The sequence below is a fragment of the Chryseobacterium tongliaonense genome (assembly GCF_041224435.1).
GTDB lineage: Bacteria > Bacteroidota > Bacteroidia > Flavobacteriales > Weeksellaceae > Chryseobacterium > Chryseobacterium tongliaoense.
Map to the genome: position 1 here is coordinate 686,158 of NZ_JBGFFD010000002.1, position 22,366 is coordinate 708,523.

The 22,366-nt window shown below is 36.6% G+C and carries 19 protein-coding genes; 12 read left to right on the forward strand and 7 right to left on the reverse strand.

The genetic code is table 11. From position 1 onward, the window contains the following. Positions 1 to 4: 4 nt before the first annotated feature. Complete coding sequence (gene folP / locus AB8P06_RS07240) at positions 5 to 850, reverse strand: dihydropteroate synthase (protein WP_369839918.1); 846 nt, start codon at positions 848 to 850, stop codon at positions 5 to 7. A 301-nt stretch (positions 851 to 1,151) separates the two neighbouring features. On the opposite strand from folP, the gene AB8P06_RS07245 reads away from it, so the two are divergent. The 5 genes from AB8P06_RS07245 to tpiA all read left to right on the forward strand — a co-directional run bounded on the left by AB8P06_RS07245 (position 1,152) and on the right by tpiA (position 6,202). Further along, on the forward strand, positions 1,152 to 1,718 hold the full coding sequence (locus AB8P06_RS07245) for a DUF1599 domain-containing protein (RefSeq protein ID WP_369839921.1): 567 nt from the start codon (positions 1,152 to 1,154) through the stop codon (positions 1,716 to 1,718). A 1-nt stretch (position 1,719) separates the two neighbouring features. Further along, the gene (locus tag AB8P06_RS07250; RefSeq protein ID WP_369839923.1) at positions 1,720 to 2,826 is read left to right on the forward strand and encodes a BT_3928 family protein; all 1,107 of its coding nucleotides are present in this window, start codon (positions 1,720 to 1,722) and stop codon (positions 2,824 to 2,826) included. A gap of 96 nt (positions 2,827 to 2,922) precedes the next feature. Continuing rightward, positions 2,923 to 3,273, forward strand: a complete 351-nt coding sequence (locus tag AB8P06_RS07255; protein ID WP_369839926.1) for a tellurite resistance TerB family protein — start codon at positions 2,923 to 2,925, stop codon at positions 3,271 to 3,273. A 27-nt stretch (positions 3,274 to 3,300) separates the two neighbouring features. Beyond that, on the forward strand, positions 3,301 to 5,427 hold the full coding sequence (locus AB8P06_RS07260; RefSeq protein WP_369839929.1) for a S9 family peptidase: 2,127 nt from the start codon (positions 3,301 to 3,303) through the stop codon (positions 5,425 to 5,427). Positions 5,428 to 5,440: 13 nt separating this feature from the next. Beyond that, positions 5,441 to 6,202 carry a triose-phosphate isomerase gene (tpiA, locus tag AB8P06_RS07265; protein WP_369839932.1) on the forward strand — a complete coding sequence of 254 codons (762 nt, stop codon included), beginning with the start codon at positions 5,441 to 5,443 and terminating at the stop codon, positions 6,200 to 6,202. Positions 6,203 to 6,881: 679 nt separating this feature from the next. Here tpiA and AB8P06_RS07270 read toward each other — a convergent pair. The 4 genes from AB8P06_RS07270 to dnaG all read right to left on the reverse strand — a co-directional run bounded on the left by AB8P06_RS07270 (position 6,882) and on the right by dnaG (position 11,551). Beyond that, positions 6,882 to 8,144, reverse strand: coding sequence for an esterase-like activity of phytase family protein (locus AB8P06_RS07270; protein WP_369839935.1), 1,263 nt, complete (start codon positions 8,142 to 8,144; stop codon positions 6,882 to 6,884). A 466-nt stretch (positions 8,145 to 8,610) separates the two neighbouring features. Further along, positions 8,611 to 8,751 carry a hypothetical protein gene (locus AB8P06_RS07275; protein WP_369839938.1) on the reverse strand — a complete coding sequence of 47 codons (141 nt, stop codon included), beginning with the start codon at positions 8,749 to 8,751 and terminating at the stop codon, positions 8,611 to 8,613. Between the two features lie 13 nt (positions 8,752 to 8,764). Then, entirely contained in the window at positions 8,765 to 9,451 is a 687-nt protein-coding gene (gene clpP / locus AB8P06_RS07280; RefSeq protein ID WP_007842699.1) for an ATP-dependent Clp endopeptidase proteolytic subunit ClpP, read from the reverse strand. A gap of 120 nt (positions 9,452 to 9,571) precedes the next feature. Further along, positions 9,572 to 11,551, reverse strand: a complete 1,980-nt coding sequence (gene dnaG, locus AB8P06_RS07285) for a DNA primase (protein WP_369839941.1) — start codon at positions 11,549 to 11,551, stop codon at positions 9,572 to 9,574. A gap of 94 nt (positions 11,552 to 11,645) precedes the next feature. On the opposite strand from dnaG, the gene tsaE reads away from it, so the two are divergent. The 7 genes from tsaE to AB8P06_RS07320 all read left to right on the forward strand — a co-directional run bounded on the left by tsaE (position 11,646) and on the right by AB8P06_RS07320 (position 18,665). After that, a complete protein-coding gene (tsaE, locus tag AB8P06_RS07290) occupies positions 11,646 to 12,053 on the forward strand; it encodes a tRNA (adenosine(37)-N6)-threonylcarbamoyltransferase complex ATPase subunit type 1 TsaE (RefSeq protein WP_369839944.1) in 408 nt (135 codons plus the stop codon). Between the two features lie 70 nt (positions 12,054 to 12,123). Continuing rightward, entirely contained in the window at positions 12,124 to 13,317 is a 1,194-nt protein-coding gene (locus AB8P06_RS07295; protein WP_369839947.1) for an alanine dehydrogenase, read from the forward strand. Further along, positions 13,317 to 13,688, forward strand: coding sequence for a hypothetical protein (locus AB8P06_RS07300; RefSeq protein WP_369839950.1), 372 nt, complete (start codon positions 13,317 to 13,319; stop codon positions 13,686 to 13,688). The genes AB8P06_RS07295 and AB8P06_RS07300 overlap by 1 nt, the downstream gene beginning before the upstream one ends. 9 nt (positions 13,689 to 13,697) lie before the next feature. After that, the gene (locus AB8P06_RS07305; RefSeq protein ID WP_369839953.1) at positions 13,698 to 14,468 is read left to right on the forward strand and encodes a histidine kinase; all 771 of its coding nucleotides are present in this window, start codon (positions 13,698 to 13,700) and stop codon (positions 14,466 to 14,468) included. After that, positions 14,446 to 15,156, forward strand: coding sequence for a LytR/AlgR family response regulator transcription factor (locus AB8P06_RS07310; RefSeq protein WP_369839955.1), 711 nt, complete (start codon positions 14,446 to 14,448; stop codon positions 15,154 to 15,156). The genes AB8P06_RS07305 and AB8P06_RS07310 overlap by 23 nt, the downstream gene beginning before the upstream one ends. Before the next feature lie 211 nt (positions 15,157 to 15,367). After that, positions 15,368 to 17,653: a cation:proton antiporter gene (locus tag AB8P06_RS07315; protein WP_369839958.1), complete on the forward strand. Its 2,286-nt coding sequence runs from the start codon at positions 15,368 to 15,370 to the stop codon at positions 17,651 to 17,653. A gap of 166 nt (positions 17,654 to 17,819) precedes the next feature. Beyond that, a complete protein-coding gene (locus AB8P06_RS07320; RefSeq protein ID WP_369839961.1) occupies positions 17,820 to 18,665 on the forward strand; it encodes a prephenate dehydrogenase in 846 nt (281 codons plus the stop codon). 814 nt (positions 18,666 to 19,479) lie between these two features. Here AB8P06_RS07320 and AB8P06_RS07325 read toward each other — a convergent pair. After that, complete coding sequence (locus tag AB8P06_RS07325) at positions 19,480 to 20,898, reverse strand: L-serine ammonia-lyase (protein WP_369839964.1); 1,419 nt, start codon at positions 20,896 to 20,898, stop codon at positions 19,480 to 19,482. A 98-nt stretch (positions 20,899 to 20,996) separates the two neighbouring features. Further along, the gene (locus AB8P06_RS07330; protein WP_369839967.1) at positions 20,997 to 22,343 is read right to left on the reverse strand and encodes an ammonium transporter; all 1,347 of its coding nucleotides are present in this window, start codon (positions 22,341 to 22,343) and stop codon (positions 20,997 to 20,999) included. Between the last annotated feature and the right edge of the window lie 23 nt (positions 22,344 to 22,366).

A 22,366-nucleotide genomic window follows, 5' to 3' on the forward strand; every position in this document is an offset into this window, starting at 1 on the left:
TAACTTACAACTTATAACTCATCACCGTTTTTTTCGCTTCAGCAACATCATGAACCCTCAGGATTTTTGCTCCCTGTTGCAGAACTTTCATATGAAGTTTCTGGGTTTCTTCGTTAATATCCAAAGGAGATTTTCCGAGAGGTTTATAAATGAATGATTTTCGTGAAATACCAATTAATAAAGGAAATTTTTCAAACCCGAGATATTCTACCTCATCAATCATTTTCATCTGGTCTTCAACAGTTTTTCCAAATCCGAAACCGGGATCCAGAATGATATCTTTTACCCCTTTTTGCAGCAGTTCGTTGGTTTTTTCTGAAAAATACCGGTTAACTTCCAGGGTAATGTCTTCAAATTTGGTTTTATCATGCATTGTTTCATAAGACGGATTAACGTGCATCAGGATGTAAGGAAGTCCGGTTTCAGCTGCAGCATCAAACATTTTGTCATCATACTGTCCACCTGAAATATCATTAATCATATCAATTCCTTCATTAAAACCGAACCTCACCGTTTCCGAATAAAAAGTATCCAAAGAGATTAAAGCTTCGGGAAATTCTTTTTTAATCCGGGAAATGGTTGTTCCAATTCTCTCTATTTCCTCTGTACTACTTAAAAACTCTGCATTAGGACGTGTAGACTGCGGACCGATATCGATAATTTCAGCACCCTCTTTTAACAGCTTCTCAGTATGTTGTAAAGCCGATTTTTCATTATTAAACTTTCCGCCATCCGAAAACGAATCCGGAGTAAGATTTAAAATTCCCATGATTTTTGGGATATCCAGATCGATTAATTTACCGTTACAGTTTAATGAATGGGTATTGATGGATGATAAATGATTTCGCATATTGCAAAATTAAAAAGTTTTGTGAGTTATGGATTATAAGTTATGAATTATGAGTTATGAATTATGAATTATGAGTTATGAGTTATGAGTTATGAATTTTAAAATGAAATGCTAAAAGATCAATGGTCAATCGTGAATGGTGAATGGTGAATTTTTCAGCTCACGAATTAACTCTCAACCATCAACTCTCAACTCTCAACTCATAATTCATAACTCATAACTCATTTGCTCTTCAAAAATCTAACCCCTCATTCCCGCTACCTAAAACCGAATTCGTATATTTGAAAGATTAAGAGAATTTATGTTAAAAACTTCAATACAGTTCCAGAAAGTTATTGCTCAGTGCCGGGATCTTTTCAGTAAAAAAATGCAGGATTACGGTGCTGCATGGAGGGTGTTAAGACCAAGCTCCATTACAGACCAGATTTACATTAAAGTAAACAGAATCCGTACGTTGCAAATGACTGATAAAAGAATGGTGGATGAGAATGAGGAAGATGAATTCATCGCTATTGTGAACTACTCTATCATCGGATTGATTCAGCTTGAGAAAGGCCTTTCCAATGATTTTAACGAAAATAATATCGAGATTTTAAGTCTTTATGACAAATATGCCAACGAAGCCAAAGCTTTAATGGAGAAAAAAAATCATGATTACGGGGAAGCCTGGAGAGATATGAGGATTTCATCAATTACAGATCTTATTTATCAGAAGGTTCTCAGAACAAAGCAGATTGAAGATAACCAGGGAAAAACGATCGTTTCCGAAGGTTTGGATGCCAATTATTTTGACATGCTGAATTATGCCGTATTCTGTCTTATCAAATTCTCTGAAAAAGAAAACAATTTCGAACCCAAAACTATTTAATATGATCAAAGGTTTATTACGTTTCATTATTGCAGTTATTTTTATTCTGTCAGGCTTTGTAAAAGCGGTAGATCTGGTAGGATTCTCCTTTAAAATGGAAGAATATTTTTCACCTGCGGTTTTCAATATGCCATTCTTTGAAAAATTTGCCCTTCTGTTTTCTGTAATTGTAGTGGTACTCGAACTTTTCTTAGGATTTATGCTTTTATTAAAGCTGAAACTTAAATTTACCCTTTCAGCATTGATCGCACTTTGTATATTTTTCGGTTTTCTTACCTTTTATTCCGCCTATTATAATGTGGTAACAGACTGCGGATGTTTTGGGGATGCCATCAAATTTACTCCTTGGCAGAGCTTTATTAAGGACGTTGTTCTTTTAGCAGGCTTAATTATTTTATTTGTTTTGTACCGGAAAGACTTTGTGAAAAAGGATGAGTACAGTAACACCAAAAAATCTCCATCCAAATTCAAATACTGGATATTGGGCTTGTTTTCACTGGTTATGATTTACATTATGGCCCAGGGAATCATGCACGAACCGTTAATTGATTTCCGTGATTATAAGATCGGAACGGATATTAAGAGTGAAAAAGAAAAAATTGCTAAAAATCCGTCTGAATACAAAACTTTTTACTCCCTTAAAAACCAGAAAACAGGAGAAGTTCTAAAGGTTAATCAGGACGATTATATTAAAGAAACCAAATACTGGGCAGAAGGCTCTCCATGGAAAATCGAAGAAGGAAAAAATGAATCTGTTCTGGTAAAAGAAGGTTATAAATCTGAGATCGTTAAATTTAAAATAGAAGATCCTACCGGAATCGAACTTACGGAAGAAATCATCAGAGCCCCGAAAGCTGTTTTAGTTTTCTCCTATCATCCGAAAGATGTTCCGGCTGACCTTCTACAAAAAGTTGAGGCAAAAGTAAATGCTCAGAAAGGAGCCGTTATTTATGGCGTTTCAACAGATCAGAATACTTTTAAAACCATTAAGAATGCAATGATGGACGGAACGGCTATAAAAACCATAGCCAGAAGCAATCCGTTTGTACTGATCTTACAAAACGGAAAAATCATAGACAAACAGCCTGCAAAGGATTTTATTAAATAAATTAGAACAGTTATGGTGAATGGTTAATTGTCAATAATCAATAATTCACCCAAACTATCAACTATCAACTATCAACTATCAAAATTAAACCTACTCATGCAAAAATCAAATAAGCCCATCGCCGGTTACCATTTATTAATGATCCTTTCTTCTGTTGACGGAGAATTTGCTCCTGAAGAAGGAATGCTTATTCAGCAATATCTCGCAGATGAGTTTCCTTTTAAAATGAATCTGGACAATGAGCTGGAAACCATTGCTTTACTTCAGCCTGAAGAATGGAAAGATCACTTTGAGTTTCATGCCCGATGCTTTCATGATGATTCTACAGAAGAAGAACGTATAAATTTCGCAAAATTTGCTAAGAGCCTGATCAAAGCCGACCATAAAGTGACTGATGAAGAGCATACTTTTTATAAGCTTTTGAAAAATATGTGGCATCTGGAATAACCACTTATACCAAAACAAAATATGACAATGAAAAAATTTTATTTAGGATTATTAATCATGACTGTTTCTACAACTCAAGCTCAGAAATTTCCTGATCTTAAAGCTCCCATTGCTGAAAAACAGGAACATATCAGAGAAATACACGGCGATAAAGTAAACGATCCCTATTACTGGATGATCGATTATTTCAAAAAAGGAAAAGATTCCACAAAAGTTGTTAACTACCTAAAAGCGGAAAACAGCTATTGGGAAGGGATGATGAAAGATACGGAACCCTTCAGGGATAAGCTTTTTCAGGAAATGAAAGCCAGAATCAAAGAAAAAGATGAATCTGTCCCAACTTTTAAAAACGGATATTATTACTATACCCGAACAGAAACCGGAAAACAGTATTTCAAATATTGCAGAAAGAAAGGAAACCTTAATGCTCCCGAAGAAATTATCTTGGATGTTGACCAGCTTGCCGAAAGACATCCGTATTATTCAGCTTCAGGATTCAGCATAAGTCCTGATAACAATAAAATAGTCTATGGCGTAGATGATGTTTCCAGAAGACAATATAAGCTATTTCTGAAAGATTTATCTACAGGAAAAACCATGGATCTAGGTATCAAAAATACCGGCGGAAGCGCGACATGGGCCAATGATAATAAAACTATTTTTTATACGGAGAACAATCCCGTAACTCTTTTATCTGAAAAGATCAAAAGACATACGTTGGGAACAGATCCTGTTAAAGATGTTGTAGTGTACGAAGAAAAAGATAAAACCAACTACATTGGTGTCGGGAAGACGAAAAATGAAAAGTTTATCTTAATCGTTTCCAGTGCTACCACTTCTTCCGAAACCAGATACCTGGATGCCAATAATCCTGACGGAACTTTCAAAGTTTTCCAGCCGAGAATGAAGGATGTTTTATATGACGTAACTGCATTGGAAGATAAATTCTTAATTACCACCAATAAAGATGCCCTTAATTTCAAAGTCATGGAAACCCCTTTGGATAAAACAGGCGTTGAAAACTGGAAAGATTTCATTCCGCACAGAAAAGATGTGTTGATGGAAGGAATCAGTGAATTTAAAAATTATCTGGTTTTCAGCGAAAGACAAAACGGACTTTCACAATTGGTTATCTACGACAGAAAAACCGGTAAAAAAGAATTCTTAAAATTTGAAGAACCCGCCTATACCGTTTATCCGGCAGGAAACCCGGAATATAATACGGATAATTTCCGTTTCGGGTATACTTCCATGATCACACCGAGCTCTCAGTTTGAGCAGGATTTAAAATCAGGAAAAAGAACTTTATTAAAACAACAGGAAGTTCTGGGTGGGTATGATAAAAACAATTATACCACCGAAAGGCTTTTTGCTACCGCAAAGGACGGTACAAAAATCCCGATTTCCATTGTTTATAAAAAAGGATATAAAAAAGACGGAAACAGTCCGCTTCTGCTTTATGCTTACGGATCTTACGGAAATTCTATGGATGCTACTTTCAGCAGTACAAGACTGAGTCTTCTGAACAGAGGTTTTGCTTTTGCGATTGCTCATATCCGCGGTGGCCAGGAAATGGGAAGACAATGGTATGAGGACGGTAAAATGATGAAAAAGAAAAATACTTTTACCGATTTCATCGATGCCGGAGAATATCTTGTGAAGGAAAAATATACGTCTCCAAAACATTTGTATGCCCAGGGAGGAAGCGCCGGAGGTTTATTGATGGGAGCAGTTACCAATATGAGCCCGAATTTATGGAATGGCATTATTTCACAGGTGCCATTTGTAGATGTGGTGAATACGATGATGGATGAAAGCATTCCATTGACGACCAATGAATATGATGAATGGGGAAATCCGAATAATAAAGACGCGTATTTCTATATGAAGTCCTATTCTCCTTATGAAAATATAGAAAAGAAAAATTATCCTAATATTTTGGTGACCACAGGTTTACATGATTCTCAGGTACAATATTTTGAACCTGCAAAATGGGTGGCAAAACTGAGGGATATGAAAACGGACAAAAATATTTTATTATTAAAAACAGATATGGCTTACGGCCACGGCGGTGCTTCAGGAAGGTTTGATTATCTGAAAGACACAGCGCTGGTCTATGCTTTTATGTTTAAATTAGAAGGAATTAATCAATAATTTTAGATAAACTATGAGAAGAAAAATAGTTGCAGGAAACTGGAAAATGAACAAAAATGTAATTGATGCTCAACAATTAATGATTCAATTACTAAGCTATAAAAACAGTAATACGACCAACTGTGAAGTATGGATTGCACCACCGTCTTTATATTTAATGATGGCAAAAGATATCTTCGAAAAAGATGAGATCGGTGTTTTCTCCCAGGATATGAGCGAGCATGAAAGTGGTGCTTATACCGGAGAAATTTCTGCAGACATGCTGGAATCTATCGATGCAACCGGTTCATTAATCGGACATTCTGAAAGAAGACAATATCACGGTGAAACAGACTCCCACTGCAACAGAAAAATCAAATTAGCGCTTGATAAAGGCTTGATCCCTGTTTACTGTAATGGTGAAACCCTTGAACAAAGAAAATCAGGACAGCATCTGGAAGTGGTAAAAAACCAGACTGAAGTAGCTCTTTTCACCCTTTCTTCTGAAGAAATTAAAAAGGTAGTGATTGCTTACGAACCTGTCTGGGCCATCGGAACCGGAGAAACGGCAAGCCCGGAGCAGGCTCAGGAAATTCACGCCCATATCAGAAACATTATTGCTGCAAAATACGGGCAGGAAGTTGCTGATGAGGTTTCAATCCTTTACGGAGGTTCTGTAAAGCCGGATAATGCAAAGGAAATTTTTTCCCAACCGGATATCGATGGTGGTTTGATCGGCGGAGCGGCTTTAAAACTGGAGGATTTCTCTAAAATTATTGAGGCTTTTAATTCATAAAATCTTTCATAAAAATAAAAAGACTGTCTTCATATAGGCAGTCTTTTATTTTGCAAAAAACTTTTATAAGTTTCGGCTAAAGCCATTGGAAGAAAATTACTTATTAAACGGGCTAAAGCCCGTTTCTATTGAATTTGAATTTTATTTTCTCTTATAATAGATTCTTTCCTGATAATTTCAATCATAAAACCCTGCTTAAAATATCGCAAGATATCTCTTAACTCAGCTTAAAATCTTCAATTTTCTTAATGTTTAAATCAATCTTAGATTTAGGCTAAAGCCATTAAATATTGTTTTTTTTAATTGTTAAGCGGGCTAAAGCCCGCTCCTATTGAATAGAATTTTTATTTTCTCTCGCAGATCTTACAGCTTCTTTCCAGATAATTTCAGTCATAAAACCCTGCTTAAAATATCGCGAGATATTTCTTAACTCAACTTAAAATCTTCAATTTTCTTAATGTTTAAATCAATTTTAGTTTTGGTTAAAGCCGTTAAAGATCCGTTTAATTGTCAAGCGGACTAAAGTCCACAAAATATCCACAATTCAAACCATAAACATCTGTGTACATCTGTAAAATCCGTGGGAATAAAAAATTCACCTATCAGTTTTAATTATCCACAACTGAAAAGCTAAAAAAAGCTGCTTCAAAAAATTTGAAACAGCTTTTACAAAATCTAATTACTGAATATCGACTATATACATCGTTCCTTTATCCTGTTTTCCTGTCTTAGGAAGAATTTTTGTTTTCGGATTTCCGTTTCCATCATCTACTACACCAAAATCATCATCATTGAAAACGGCTAATTTATTATTGCCCAAATAAACAATTCCCTCAAATTTATCGTGCTCGTATCCTATTTTTGCGACCAGATCCACTGCTAAAGTTTTAGAAACCGGCTGTAACCCGGCTGCTGAAATTTCATCCCAGCTGCTTTGTTCAAGGGTTTTACCGTTAATTTTCAATCCGTCAACAGCTGCAAGGTCTGTTCCGCTGACATCTGAAGCGCCTGTCAGATTAATTCTGTATACTTTTTTAATTCCGCCCTTAGATCCGAAATTACCGTCTCTCTCAATCACCAGAAATTCATTATTGCTGATCGCCGTGATATCACATACAGAATCGGAGGCACCGCCGTCCTGTTTATATAAATATTGTTTTGTCTGTCCTGTTGCAAGGTCAAAAGTTACAATTCTTGTCAGTGTTGTATTGGTTGCTAAAGCTTTTGTAGGAACATACATTGTCGATTGCATGGTACCTACCAGCATTTTTCCGTCCGGGGTCATACACATCCCTTCCATACCTCTGTTTGGCCTTCTTTTCGCTAAAACAGCGGGTAGCTTTCTGTTTCCTGTATTTACTCCGATAGGGCTTATCCTTTCCATTTCCACTCCTTCAGCACTGTAATGAACGATATGCGGACCGTATTCATCGGAAACCCAGAATGTACCGTCTGCAGCAGCTACAATACTCTCACTGTCGAGTCCGTAGTTATCCGTTCCTAAAGGATTTCCGTTTACATCATAAGCCGTCTCACCTGTGCTTCCCATTCCTGCGGGATTTGGAAGCCCTGTTATAGGCTGTCCGGAAGGATTTTTAAGTTTAATATATTTGATCACCTCAATATTTCCTTCTGCATTGATTTTAAAATGCATGATGGTAGGGGTAAAATTAGGAGCTGAGAATTTTATCCCGTTTTGATAGGCTGTATTCGGACCACGATCGGTGATTACATAAAATTCACCTTTTCTCGTAGGATGTGCCGTTGCTCCGGAACCGAATCCACCGTTTATTACCTCTACACCGTTTATTGTGGTCAGGACATTAAAAGGAAATTCCTGGGGTAATTTAGAATAGTTGATATCATTATTATTGATGTTGTCATCATCCTTACAGGCCATAACAGCAGTAAGCATCAAAACAGATAACAGAAGTTTTTTCATATGAACTTTTTGTGACTGCGAATGTAGAGAGCTATTGTGAACTGATCTTGAATGGAATAATAAATGTGTTTTAAATATTAATTATTTAAGCCTAAATAGGATAAAATCCAGATAACGTCTGTATAAATTTGTAAAACGTAAGTTCGACGAAGTCAAATCCACCATAAAAAACAGACTTAAACCTTTTGGACTTTTATAATTTTAATCCTTTCTTTTGTCTTAAAACAAAAGAAACAAAAATTCAAGACTGGATCCTTACGCTAAAAATAAAGTTTGTTCTCTAAAAATTCTAAACTCGCACGGATTTATGATTAATATTTTATATCATTTTTCAGCCGTGCTCAAACACCAGAATTTTCTTAACGTTCACAAAATTTATTTTCTTAACGCTTCAGTCTCCTAGGGCGAACACTTTTAGATAGTTGTCTAAATTTTCATTTACAATTACTTAAACTTGGTAAGCTAATTATCCGTGTAAATTTGTTAAATCAATGGTTAAAATTTCCCAATCCACTTTATTCATTACTTGAAAGGACGGAACTTTATCTTTCTGATAATCCCTGGTATAAAAACAAAAAAGCGCACCAACAGGTACGCTTTTATCCATATTTTAAAGAAAATTATTTCTTCTCTTTAGATCTTTGTAAAACCTCATCTACCATTCCGTAGTTTTTAGCTTCCTCAGAAGTCATCCAGTAGTCTCTGTCAGAAGATTTCTCAACCCACTCATAAGTCTGCCCTGAATGCTCTGCAATAATATCATAAAGCTCCTGCTTTAATTTCAACATTTCTCTTAAGTTGATCTCCATATCTGAAGCTACCCCTTGAGCACCTCCTGAAGGCTGGTGAATCATTACTCTTGAATGTTTAAGCGCAGAACGTTTTCCTTTTTCTCCGGCAACCAGTAATACAGCTCCCATTGAAGCGGCAATACCCGTACAGATTGTTGCTACATCAGGCTTAATGATCTGCATGGTGTCATAAATCCCCAATCCTGCATATACACTACCACCAGGAGAGTTGATATAAATTTGAATATCTTTTGAAGGATCTGCACTTTCCAGGAATAAAAGCTGTGCCGTAACGATATTGGCAACCTGATCATCAATACCTGTTCCCAGGAAGATGATTCTGTCCATCATTAAACGTGAAAAAACGTCCATCTGAGCTACGTTTAATCTTCTTTCTTCCATAATGTACGGCGTAAGATTCGTTGGACCATACATTCCCATATACTGATCGGTAACCAGACCGCTGTTTCCTAAATGCTTTACAGAGAAATCTCTGAATTCTTTTTTAATGTCCATATTTCTATTTGTATTAATTTACAATTTATCTGAAATTTAAATTACAACTTTTATTCCTAAAATTTTATAGGACTTTTTGTCATAGCCGGGAAACTTATTGAGCAACAGTTTGTCTGTAAACTACTTTTTACTGCCTCCATAAATACCTTTTATCGGAGAATATTCAATAATATCACTTAGTTTCATGGAAACCTGCTTCAGCAATGTAATTTTTTTTAACAGCTCAAAATATTTAGTTTCATCCTGGTCCCGGTGCTCATCAAGCTCCCGACTGGTTTCTTTGATCAGATAGTCAATATACCTGTATTTGTGCAACAGGACATCTCCCTGTACCTGTTCTGCTATTTTGTCTCCGTAATTCGGGGGATAAATATTCCTGGAAGACCAGTTTTCAAGCTCATCCAAAGGAATCAGGGCATCAACAACCTTAGAGGTAATTTCTTCCTCCATAAAAGATACAAAAAAACTTCCGCTTCTGAGCTCATCTTTCTCAATACCTTCTTTCACCTGATTGATGATAATTTCATTTCCCTTCACCAGAAACTCATAGTTTTCCTCTTCAAAATGATGCAGGATTTCTTCAATAACCGTTATTTGGTAATCTCCGTTTTTCTCATCCTTCCTGTTCAAAACAATGTCACCAAACATCAGCATATGATCGACAAGCTTGCTTTCCATAAATAAAACATCATACAAAAACGGATCACCTTTATCCTCATCCAAAGGAACAATTTCCATTTTGGCAGGAGCATTTTCCTTTTGCTGAACGTGCTGTGTCTGGTTTTGTGTGATCTGCTTCTGAACATCAAGTTCATTGAACAAGCTTTGCTCAGAAAGTCCGAATTTATTGGAAACCTCTTTAAGATACACCTCTCTTTTCAGGGCATTTTGTACAAAACCAACCGATTTTACAATATTCCGGATGGCTTCAGCTTTCTTGATAGGATCGTTTCCTGCTTCTTTTAAAAGGATTTCAGCCTTAAAATCAATAAAATCCATCGCTTCATTTTCGATGAATTTTTCCACATAATCCTGCGGATGCTTTCTTGAAAAGGAATCCGGGTCATCACCTTCAGGGAAAAGCAAGACACGGATGTTCATCCCTTCTGTGAGCAGCATATCTATGCTTCGGAAACTGGCCTTAATCCCGGCATTATCTCCGTCGAAAAGAATCGTTACGTTTTCCGTAAGTCTTTTAATAAGCTTGATCTGCTCCGTTGTTAGAGATGTTCCGGAACTTGCCACCACGTTTTCAATCCCGGACATATGAAGTGAAATCACATCCATATATCCCTCCACCAAAAGACAGACATTCTTTCTTGAAATAGCCTGCTTACTTTGATTCAGCCCGTAAAGGACATTTGATTTATGATAAATTTCCGTCTCCGGAGAATTGAGGTATTTCGCTGTTTTGACATTATTTTTCAGGATTCTGGCTCCAAATCCCAGAACCCGCCCGGAAAAACTGTGAATCGGGAATATCACCCTTTCCCGGAAACGGTCTACTCCCGAAGGTGTATTTTCAGGAAAAATGGAAAGCCCTGATTTTTCAAGAATTTCTTTATTATATCCTTTGTCTAAAGCATAAGCTGTAAAGGCATTTTTCTTTTCGGGAGAATATCCAAGCTGAAACTTCCTGATAATATCATCCTTAAGCTCACGTTCCCTGAAATAAGCAAGCCCGATATTTTTTCCTTCATCAACTTCCCAGAGGAAATTTTGAAAAAAGTCATTGGCTATTTCATGAATCTTATACAGTGAATCTTTCTCAGACTGTGCATTTTTAGCTTCCTCAGAGAACTCACGCTGATCTTCTTCAATTTCAATTCCGTATTTTTTGGCAGCATGACGAAGTGCTTCAGGATAAGTGAAGTTTTCAATTTCCATCAGAAAAGAAATTGCCGTTCCTCCCTTTCCGGTTGAGAAATCTTTCCAGATCTGCTTACTTGGTGAAACTACAAAACTTGGCGATTTTTCATCATGAAACGGGCTCAGCCCTTTATAATTAGACCCTGCCCTTTTCAACTGCACATATTCACCCACAATCTCTTCAACCCTGATTGTGGAGAATATTTTATCTATGGTCTGTTTGGAAATCATGATGTAAAAATAAGGAAAATTTGAGAGTTTTGAGTGTAAGAAAGTTTGAAGCCTCAACTCTAAAAAATCACTATTTTTGCACCAAATTACTTTTATGCAATTCAATATAAAAAGTATCGAAGACTGGCAAAGTATTGTCGACCAGATTATTCCGCAATTAAAGCATAATATTTTCCTGTTAAAAGGGAATTTGGGGGCAGGGAAAACCACCTTTACGCAGTTTTTGCTTAAAAATTTAGGAACCTCAGATGAGGTAAGCTCTCCCACTTATTCTATCGTTAATGAATATAATACACCCAAAGGAAAAATTTATCATTTTGATCTTTACCGTTTGAAAAATATTGAAGAAGTCTACGACATCGGAATTGAAGAGTATCTTGACAATGCTTTTCTGTGCATCATAGAATGGCCGGAAGTATATGAAGAAGAGCTCTACGGGCTTAATTACCACACAATGAGCATCATCAATACCGGAGAAAACCGGGAGGTCTCATTCGATTAAATATTATGTATCTTTGCTCAATGAATTCAATTGTAAAATAATTGCCTGTAAGATATAATTAAATTTAAGGATGAGTACTACAAACATTTTTACTCCTTTTACTGAAGAAGAATTGATGCCGAAAGAGGAAAAGTTGGAGGTTATAAAGAAAGGAAAACAATTCAGCATTGGTATTCCGAAAGAAACCTGTCTTCATGAAAGAAGAACATGTATTACACCCGATGCGGTACAAGTATTGGTAGAGCATGGCCATGAAATCATCATAGAAGCCGGAGCCGGGGAAGGTTCTTTTTTTACAGATTTACAGTATTCCGAGTCGGGAGCAAAAATTACAAACGATCCGAAAGAAGCTTTCGGTCAGGATTTAATTCTTAAAATCAATCCTCCTACCGAAGACGAAATTGATTATATGAAACCGAATACCTATTTGGTTTCCGCATTACAGATCAACCTTAGAGATAAAGAATATTTCTTAAAGCTTGCAGATAAAAAGATCAATGCCATTGCTTTCGAATTTATCGTTGATGAATATAAACAGCTTGCCCTTGTAAGGCTTGTCGGCGAAATTGCAGGTTCGGTATCCATTTTATACGCTTCAGAATTACTGGCCCTGTCAAACGGATTGATGCTGGGTGGAATTACCGGTGTAAGACCTACCGAAGTCCTTGTTTTAGGAGCAGGAATTGTAGGTGAATTTGCCACCAAAGCGGCCATTGGTTTAGGAGCCAGCGTAAGGGTTTTTGATAATTCTTTATCTAAATTAAGAAGGCTTCATACTCTTGTAGACAGCAGGGTTCCGACTTCAGTTATTGATCCCAAAGAATTAGGCAAAGCCCTGAGACGTGCAGATGTAGTTATCGGAGCTCTTCCGAGATTAAATATGCAGCCTATTGTTACCGAAGAAATGGTAATGAGAATGAAAAAAGGCAGTGTTATCATCGACATTACTATTGATAATGGCAAAGTAATCGAAACTTCCGAGCTTACCACTATGGAAGAACCTTATATCATCAAGCACGGAGTCATTCATTGCGGACTTCCGAACCTTACTTCAAAAATGCCGAGAACTACTACAAAAGCAATATCAAACTTCTTCCTTTCCTATATTTTAAATTATGATGAAGAAGGTGGATTTGAAAATATGCTGATCCGCAAAAATGAAATGAAACAGAGTTTGTACATGTACAAAGGCAGACACACTAAAAAAATAATCTGTGACCGTTTCGGACTTACTTATCACGATATCAATCTTTTAATTTTCTAATGAAAAAACTGAAATTTTATATGATTGGTCTTATTCCAGGGCTGGTCATTGTATTCTTTATATTAAACAAAAAAGGAGCAAGCTGCAGCGGATATTTACCCAACAGCCGCGTAATTGCAGAAACCCTTTCCAAAGATTTTAAGTATTCTGAAAGTTTTAAAAACGAAATGGATACCTATAAAATCGATGAAAAATTCCTTAAAGACAGCATCATTACAAAAGGAAAAGTAGATTTCGACAGAAGCCACGCACAAAAAAAACCGTGCCCGGATTATCTGCTGATCTATCCTGAAAAAAGTCCTAAATATGAGATCACTTTCGAAAAATGTGAAGAAACCGTAACGCTGAACGGCCTGAAAAAACTTAAATAAGACATTTCCATGGAAGGCAATTACTACATGATTCATGATTATCTGATATTCATTGGAGTTTTTGCTATTTTCTTTTTTCTGACCGTAGGTATTTATCTGTTTGCCCAAAATAAAAAATTCAGGCAGCGAAATACCAAATTAGCTGAAACCAATAAAATCATCGAGCAAAGATTGAATGAGGTACAGCTGGAGCATATCGGTACCAAGCTGAATCCGCATTTATTTAAAAATATATTGAATTCTGTTCAGTCTCATGCCTACCAAACATATATGTCACTGGATAAACTGGCAAACGTACTGGATTATATTTTATACGAAAGCAACAATAAGTTTGTAAGCCCGAAAGAAGAACTTAATTTCGCACTGAGTCTGATCGAGATCAATAAAATCAAGGTAAATCCACTCTTTGATTTCAGGATCAAATCTAAGATCAATAAATCGGATGACCTGTATGAAGAAAAAGTTTTTGCCCCGTTGATCTCTGTCGACCTGATTGAAAATGCTTTTAAGCACACCGATTTTCTGGCGCAGGATTCATTTATTTCCATTCAGATGGAGCTTGAAGACCGCGTTTTCCTCATGCGGGTGAGCAACAAAGCTTCACTGAAAAACATCCTTGAGAAAGAGAAAAGCGGGTTCGGAAGCCAGTCTTTAGATCAAAGGCTGAAAATGATTTATAACAATTATTATCAACTGACTAAAAGTTCAAAAAACGGTATCTTCACGGCAGAATTAAAAATCAATTTAGGAGAATTCTATGATAAAATGCGTTATTCTTGATGATGAATTGCTGGCGATAAGCTATTTAAAGCTTCTCTGTGAGCAGATCGACCATGTAGAAGTTGTAAAAGCATTCAATGATCCTAAAGTTTTTCTTAATGAAATCGACAACATCGATTGTAATGTCTGCATTCTGGATATTGAAATGCCGGGAATGACAGGTTTACAGGTGGCAGAATTAATCTCAGGTTCAAAAAAAATCATTTTCACTACCGCTTATAAAGAATATGCTGCCGAAGCATTTGATTTAAACGTCATTGACTACGTAAGAAAGCCCATAAAAAAAGAACGGCTGGTACAGGCCTTTGATAAAGCCAAAGAATCGGTTGACGCTTCCCACAAAAAAGAATTTATTGAATGGAATACCAATATCGGTAAAACCATTATTTTCACACACCAGATCACTTATATCAAAACTTCGGAGATCGACAGCCGTGATAAAGAGATCATCTTGAATGACAATACAATGATCGTTTTGAAAAACCTCAGTTTTAAAAATCTTCTGAAAATGCTTCCTGCCAAAGATTTTGCCCAGGTCAACAAAAAAGAGATCATCGCTTTATCCTCCATCAAAGTTTTTTCAACCAACGAAATTATTACCACCTTATCCGTTGATGGAGAAAACTTTCTGAAACTGCAGATCGGTGATACTTACAAAAGTGCATTGCTGGAAATGTTCGGAAAATAGATCATTCACAGAATTCCTTTTTTGCTGTATAAATGAGCCGCTTTTACCTTCCTCTTGTTTTAAAGATTTGTCTGTGTACTTTGTACTTTTGTCCTGGATATTATTCAAACAGGTTTTATTACATTATTTATAGCATTGGTTACATTTTAAGAAATTGAATAGGTATCAATTCATATATTCTTAGGAAATTTACACCTTAAAATAAGGAGTTATGAATTTGGGAAAATACAGGAATATTATATTCTATGTGGCTACAATAACCTTTTTTTCATGTTTGATGTATTGGTTTTTTATTGAAGGGAAAACATTGGAAATTGGAGAAAACATTGCCCCAAGTAAAACCACAGGCTCAACGATGTGGGAAAACTTCGCGGATGCATTTTTAACGAATCTCCATCATCCTTTAGCCCTTCTTCTTGCACAGATTGTTACCATTATCCTGGTTGCAAAACTTTTCGGATGGATTTGCATAAAATTAAAGCAGCCATCCGTAATTGGTGAAATGATTGCGGGTATTGTTCTGGGGCCTTCCCTTTTCGGACTCTATTTTCCGGAATTATCGGCTTTTATTTTTCCAAAAGAATCATTGGGTAACTTACAGTTCCTGAGCCAGATCGGTCTGATTCTCTTCATGTATATTGTCGGAATGGAACTTGACCTGAGCGTTCTGAGAAAAAAAGCCCACGATGCCGTAGTGATCAGTCATGCAAGTATTATTATCCCTTTTGCACTGGGAGTCGGGCTTTCGTATTTTATTTATAAGGAATTTGCACCGGACGGAATTCAGTTCAGCTCATTTGCCTTATTTATAGCCATTGCAATGAGTATTACGGCATTTCCTGTTCTGGCAAGAATTGTTCAGGAACGAAATTTGCACAAAACAAAAATAGGAACCGTAGTGATTACCTGTGCAGCAGCAGATGATATTACCGCCTGGTGTATCCTGGCAGCAGTAATTGCCATTGTAAAAGCCGGATCTTTTTCCGGATCTCTATTCGTTATTTTAATGGCCATTCTGTATGTTTTCATTATGATAAAAGCCGTAAGACCATTCTTAAACAGGATCGCCGAATCACAGAAAGGAAAAGGCTTTATCAACAAAGGACTGGTTGCCGTATTTTTCCTGATCCTGATCATCTCATCATACGCTACTGAAGTTATCGGGATTCATGCACTTTTCGGAGCATTTATGGCAGGCGCTGTAATGCCGGAAAATGTAAAATTCAGAAACCTTTTCGTAGAAAAAGTAGAAGATGTTGCATTGGTTTTACTGCTTCCTCTTTTCTTTGTATTTACCGGATTAAGAACCCAGATTGGATTATTAAATGACCCTCACCTCTGGAAAATAGGCGGCTTTATTATTTTAACGGCCGTTACCGGAAAATTTGTAGGAAGTGCACTCACCGCAAAATTCCTGAAAATAAGCTGGAAAGACAGCCTCACCATCGGTGCATTAATGAATACCAGAGGTCTTACAGAGCTTATTGTCCTTAATATTGGTTATGATTTAGGGGTTTTAGGTCCGGAATTGTTTGCAATGCTTGTAATCATGGCATTATTTACAACTTTTATGACTGGCCCTTGTCTCGATCTCATCAATTATCTTTTTAAAGGAAAAAAATCAATGATCGAGGAAGAGCAAGAAGAAAATGATGCAAAATACAGGGTTCTTTTATCTTTCGAAACCGCAAAATCCGGAAGTACATTATTGAAGCTTGCCGATAATTTTACCCGTAAAATGAATGGAAACAAAACAGTGACAGCCATGAATATCGCTCCGGTAGATGAGCTTCATGCTTTTGATATAGATCATTTTGAAAAAGAACAGTTCAAAAATGTTATTGAAACTTCACATGAATTAAAACTGAAAGTCACTACCCTTTTCAAAGCCTCAACAGATGTTGAAAGTGATCTCGCCAATATAACCAATAAAGGAAATTATGACCTTCTCCTGATCATGCTTGGAAAATCAATGTACGAAGGAAGCTTATTGGGCCGGCTCTTAGGTTTTACCACCAAAATCATTAATCCTGAAAAACTGTTAAACACCGTAAAAGGAAAAGGAAATATTTTCAACAACTCTCCTTTTGACGATTTTACGCTGCAGATTCTGGACAAAACCAATATTCCCGTAGGAGTTTTAGTGGAAAAGGGATTTGAAACTGCCGACAAAGTATTTGTTCCTATTTTTAATTTAAGCGATTTTTACCTGCTTGAATATGCCAAAAGATTAATTAATAATAACAATTCTCAGATTATCATTCTTGATGTTGCCGGACAGATCCGTAATAATATCGAAGTAAAAGAACTGATCAGAAGTATAGAACAGGTAGCACCCAATCACATCACCCTGTATAATGAGAAGAAAATTGAAAAAGAATTTTTAAATGCCCAGGATTTAATGCTTATCAGCAGTAAAAGCTGGCGAGGGCTTATCGATACCAAAAGTCTTTGGCTGTCTGATGTGCCGTCTACTTTAATCATATCAAATCCATAAATTTATTTTTACATTTTAAAAAATATTTTATACCTTCGCTTCGTGATTACAAATAAAGAAACATATTATTATAGAATTTTTAACTCAGATCTGGGATAGGGATTCTTATGAATACAGCATACAACCTCGTCCTAGGACGGGGTTTTTTATTTTAACAAACAGAAAAATGAAAATAAGTATTATTGGAGTAGGCCTCATCGGAGGTTCGATTGCTTTAAAATTAAGAGAAAAAGGAATCGCAGATTTTATATATGGAATTGATAACAGCAGCAGGCATCTGGATGAGGCCTTGCATTTAAAAATCATTGATGCCAAAGTAGATCTGGAATATGGCATTAAAAATTCGGATCTTATTATCGTAGCCATTCCCGTAGATGCTGCACGGAATATTTTACCGGCTGTATTGGATTTAATTTCCGCCAACCAGACCGTAATGGATGCAGGGTCTACGAAAGCAGGTATTGTAAATATTGTAAAAGATCATCCGAACCGTTCAAGGTTTGTAGCTTTCCACCCGATGTGGGGAACCGAAAACAGTGGCCCTAAATCAGCAGTTGCCGAAAGTTTCTCAGGAAAAGCCGGCGTAATCTGCAATAAGGAAGAATCTGCAGCTGATGCTTTGGCTACTGTCGAAAAAATTGTAGAGAGCCTTGATATGCATTTAATTTATATGAATGCAGAAGATCATGATGTTCACACCGCTTATATTTCACATATTTCACATATTACGTCATATGCTTTAGCCAATACAGTTCTGGAAAAAGAACGCGAAGAAGATACTATTTTCCAGCTTGCAAGTTCCGGTTTTTCAAGTACGGTAAGACTTGCAAAATCCCATCCTGAAATGTGGGTTCCCATTTTTAAGCAAAATAAAGAAAATGTTCTGGATGTACTGAACGAACATATCTCACAGCTTAGAAAGTTTAAGGCTGCCCTGGAAAAAGAAAATTATGAATATCTTGGAGAACTGATTGCGAATGCTAATAAAATAAGAGGAATACTGGATAAGTAATCCTCTTCCTTTTGTTTTTGATTCTGACGGAATGTCTTTTTCTTTTATCTTGACACAAAAGAAACAATCTTAGACAAACATCTGTGGAAATTTATGAAAATCCGTGGTTAATAAAACATATTTAAATTTATTTTTCTTTTGTCTTAACACAAAAGAAACAAAAAGTCAAGACTGGATCCTTTCGCTAAAAATAAATTTTGTTCTCTAAAAATTCTAAACTCGTGCGGATTAACTATTGCTATTTTATATTGAAAATTTATCCCGCACTCAGACAGAAGATTTTTTTTAACGTTCACAAAATTTATTTTTTTAACGCTACAGTCTCCAAGGTCAGGTAATGAAAATCTTCGATTCTCAATTTGTACCTTATTTTTCAGGTATTAAACTTAAGTCATAAAAACATTCTTAGACAAACATCTGTGGAAATTTGTAAAAACCTGTGGTTAATAAAGTAGATTTAAATTTATTTTCTTTTGTCTTAACACAAAAGAAACAAAAAGTCAAGACTGGATCTTTTTGCTAAAAATAAATTTTGATCTCTAAAAATTCTAAAACTCGTGCGGATTAACTATTGCTATTTTATATTGAAAATTTGTCCTGCACTCAGACAGAAGAATTTTTTTAACGTTCACAAAATTTATTTTTTTAACGCTACAGTCTCCAAGGTCAGGTAATGAAACCCTTCGATTTTCAATTTGTACCTTATTTTTCAGGTATTAAACTTTACAAACAACCTTAGATAAACATCTGTGGAAATTTGTGATAATCTGTGGTTAATAAAACAGATTTAAAACTTTTTGAGGTCTAGATAATTCTAACATTCCGGGACATTCACTGCAATCGCCAATCCGCCTTCAGAGGTTTCTTTAAAACGGTCACTCATCGATTGTGCGGTTTCCCACATCGTCTGAATGACTTCATCAAGTGTCACCCTTGCTTTGGTAGGATCACTTTCAAGAGCGATATTCGCTGCAGTAATTGCTTTTATGGCTCCCATTGTATTTCTTTCAATACATGGAATCTGTACCAGTCCTTTTATCGGGTCACAGGTTAATCCCAGATGATGTTCCATGGCGATCTCGGCTGCCATCAATACCTGTCCTACGCTGCCGCCTAAAATCTCGGTCAACCCGGCTGCTGCCATTGCCGATGAAACTCCTACTTCTGCCTGGCAACCTCCCATCGCTGCGGAAATTGTTGCATTTTTTTTAAATAATGTGCCTATTTCTCCTGCAACTAACAGGAATCTTACAATATCATCGTCGCTAATGAATGAAGTGAAAGCCTGGGAATACATCAAAACGGCAGGAATTACCCCGCTTGCTCCATTTGTAGGAGCTGTAATGATTCTGCCGAAGCTTGCATTTTCCTCATTTACAGCTAATGCAAAACAGGCGATCCATTTATTGATGTTGGTGAAATTCTCTTCTGCATCTACTACCAGCTGGAACCATTCATCTTTATTTTTATAGATCTTATCACCTAAAAGTTTTCGGTTGATTCCGGCTGCTCTTCTTGAAACATTTAAACCACCCGGTAAAACCCCTTCTTTGTTTACGCCTTTATAAATGCATTCTTTGATCTGCTGCCAGATGTACAGGGCTTCTTTTCTTGTTTCGTCCTGTGTTCTCCAGCTTTCTTCATTAACGAAAATTAGATCGGAAAACTTTTTAAACCCGAATCTTTCGCAATATTTTACAATATCCGAACCGTGATGACAGGGATATAAGGTACGTACGCAGTCTTTTTCAATTGAGTTTTTCTCCTGAGTTGCAATAAAACCACCGCCTACAGAATAATAATCCTGTATAAGTTCAGTTCCGTCATTGAAAATGGCTTTGAAGATCATTCCGTTGGGATGGAAATCAAGGGATTTCTGCATATTAAGGATCAGGTGATGCCCATAAATAAAAGGTATTTCTTTTTCACCACCCAGATTCAGGATCTGATCCTGTTTTATTTTTGCTACTTTTTCATCAATTTTCGTGGTATCGATGATTCTGAAATTTTCACCGTTTAAGCCGAGCATTCCAGCAATATCGGTTCCGTGCCCGATTCCGGTTTTAGCCAGAGAACCGTAAAATTCCAGAAAAACTTCTTTAACATCGGCAAGCGATTTTTCTCTTTTAATTAAATTAATAAAAGATGTTGCTGCATTCCATGGTCCCATTGTATGTGAACTTGACGGACCTATCCCTACTTTAATAATCTCAAAAACTGATATTGACTCCATAAATAAATCATCATTTTCCTCATAACAAAGATACATGATAAATCCTTATGAAACTCAGCCATTATCAGGATTAATAAATATTTAAGAAACTTATTTTTTTACCATTTCAGACTCTCCTCATGCTGAGAAATATCCAGTCCCAGGCTTTCGGATTCTTCTGATACTCTCAGGGTAATAATACGGTCTGTAATTTTATATAAAAGCAGGGATCCGAAAAATGTAAATACGGAAACCAGTACCAAAGCCATCATATGATGGGCAAAAACTTCGAATCCACCATGCAGAAGGCTTGCATTTTCTCCGTGAGCGAAAATTGCCGTTAAGATCATTCCCATAATTCCTCCGACTCCATGACAGGCAAAAACATCCAATGTATCATCTATTTTTTTCAATGCTTTCCAATTGACCATAACATTTGAAACGATGGCCGAAATAAAACCTATAAAAAGGCTTTCGGAAACCGAAACGAAACCACAGCCCGGAGTGATGGCAACCAATCCCACTACAGCACCGATACACGCTCCCAAAGCTGAAATTTTCCTTCCATTAATCCTGTCAAAAAAAATCCAGGTCATCATCGCAGAAGCTGAAGCAATAGTTGTGGTACCGAAAGCATTTGCTGCCGTTGCATTGGCAGACAATGCCGAACCTGCATTAAATCCGAACCATCCGAACCAAAGCATTCCTGTTCCTAAGAGCACATAGGGAATATTGGAGGGCTCATGATGCGGATTTTTTCTGTTTCCTAAAACCATTGTGCCTGCTAAAGCTGCAAATCCGGCACTCATGTGTACAACGGTTCCACCCGCAAAATCTTTTACTCCGAAATATTTATTCAGAAGGCCATCGGGATGCCACACCATATGACAAAGAGGGGTATAAATGAAGATGCTGAAAAGCACCATGAACAGGAGATAAGAGATAAAACGGACTCTTTCTGCAAAAGAACCGGTAATCAATGCCGGCGTAATGACAGCAAATTTCATCTGAAACAGGGCAAAAAGGATAAAGGGAATTGTAGATGCCATCATTTTATGAGGTAAAACGCCTACACGGCTGAAAAAGGGATAGCTCAGCGGATTCCCGATAATTCCGTAATGTTCTCCATTAATTTCAAAGCCTAAGGAATCACCGAATGATAAAGAAAAACCGATTACGACCCACAAAATAGAGATCACTCCGAGGGCAATAAAGCTTTGCAGCATTGTGGAAATTACATTTTTCTTTCCCACCATTCCGCCATAGAAAAAAGATAACCCGGGAGTCATCAGGAGTACGAGGCCCGCTGCCGCAAGAATCCAGGCTACATCTGCACCTACTATTTTATCTTCGCTTAAAAACTCACCAGTATTGGGAAAATTTACGATCGGACTCCAGAATAATCCACCTATTGCTACAAGACTGATGATTGCAAAAGAAACAATCCATTTAAGGCCTACTTTCATAAAATTTACATTTAACCCTGTCA

Excerpts from the sequence above, each read along its gene's own strand:
- folP (WP_369839918.1), bottom strand. The coding sequence starts at position 850 with ATGCGAAATCATTTATCATCCATCAATACCCATTCATTAAACTGTAAC.
- AB8P06_RS07255 (WP_369839926.1), top strand. The coding sequence starts at position 2,923 with ATGCAAAAATCAAATAAGCCCATCGCCGGTTACCATTTATTAATGATC.
- AB8P06_RS07310 (WP_369839955.1), top strand. The coding sequence starts at position 14,446 with ATGATAAAATGCGTTATTCTTGATGATGAATTGCTGGCGATAAGCTAT.
- AB8P06_RS07325 (WP_369839964.1), bottom strand. The coding sequence starts at position 20,898 with ATGGAGTCAATATCAGTTTTTGAGATTATTAAAGTAGGGATAGGTCCG.
- AB8P06_RS07295 (WP_369839947.1), top strand. The coding sequence starts at position 12,124 with ATGAGTACTACAAACATTTTTACTCCTTTTACTGAAGAAGAATTGATG.
- clpP (WP_007842699.1), bottom strand. The coding sequence starts at position 9,451 with ATGGACATTAAAAAAGAATTCAGAGATTTCTCTGTAAAGCATTTAGGA.
- tpiA (WP_369839932.1), top strand. The coding sequence starts at position 5,441 with ATGAGAAGAAAAATAGTTGCAGGAAACTGGAAAATGAACAAAAATGTA.
- AB8P06_RS07300 (WP_369839950.1), top strand. The coding sequence starts at position 13,317 with ATGAAAAAACTGAAATTTTATATGATTGGTCTTATTCCAGGGCTGGTC.
- AB8P06_RS07245 (WP_369839921.1), top strand. The coding sequence starts at position 1,152 with ATGTTAAAAACTTCAATACAGTTCCAGAAAGTTATTGCTCAGTGCCGG.
- AB8P06_RS07330 (WP_369839967.1), bottom strand. The coding sequence starts at position 22,343 with ATGAAAGTAGGCCTTAAATGGATTGTTTCTTTTGCAATCATCAGTCTT.
- dnaG (WP_369839941.1), bottom strand. The coding sequence starts at position 11,551 with ATGATTTCCAAACAGACCATAGATAAAATATTCTCCACAATCAGGGTT.
- AB8P06_RS07250 (WP_369839923.1), top strand. The coding sequence starts at position 1,720 with ATGATCAAAGGTTTATTACGTTTCATTATTGCAGTTATTTTTATTCTG.
- tsaE (WP_369839944.1), top strand. The coding sequence starts at position 11,646 with ATGCAATTCAATATAAAAAGTATCGAAGACTGGCAAAGTATTGTCGAC.
- AB8P06_RS07315 (WP_369839958.1), top strand. The coding sequence starts at position 15,368 with ATGAATTTGGGAAAATACAGGAATATTATATTCTATGTGGCTACAATA.
- AB8P06_RS07320 (WP_369839961.1), top strand. The coding sequence starts at position 17,820 with ATGAAAATAAGTATTATTGGAGTAGGCCTCATCGGAGGTTCGATTGCT.
- AB8P06_RS07305 (WP_369839953.1), top strand. The coding sequence starts at position 13,698 with ATGGAAGGCAATTACTACATGATTCATGATTATCTGATATTCATTGGA.
- AB8P06_RS07260 (WP_369839929.1), top strand. The coding sequence starts at position 3,301 with ATGAAAAAATTTTATTTAGGATTATTAATCATGACTGTTTCTACAACT.
- AB8P06_RS07270 (WP_369839935.1), bottom strand. The coding sequence starts at position 8,144 with ATGAAAAAACTTCTGTTATCTGTTTTGATGCTTACTGCTGTTATGGCC.
- AB8P06_RS07275 (WP_369839938.1), bottom strand. The coding sequence starts at position 8,751 with ATGGATAAAAGCGTACCTGTTGGTGCGCTTTTTTGTTTTTATACCAGG.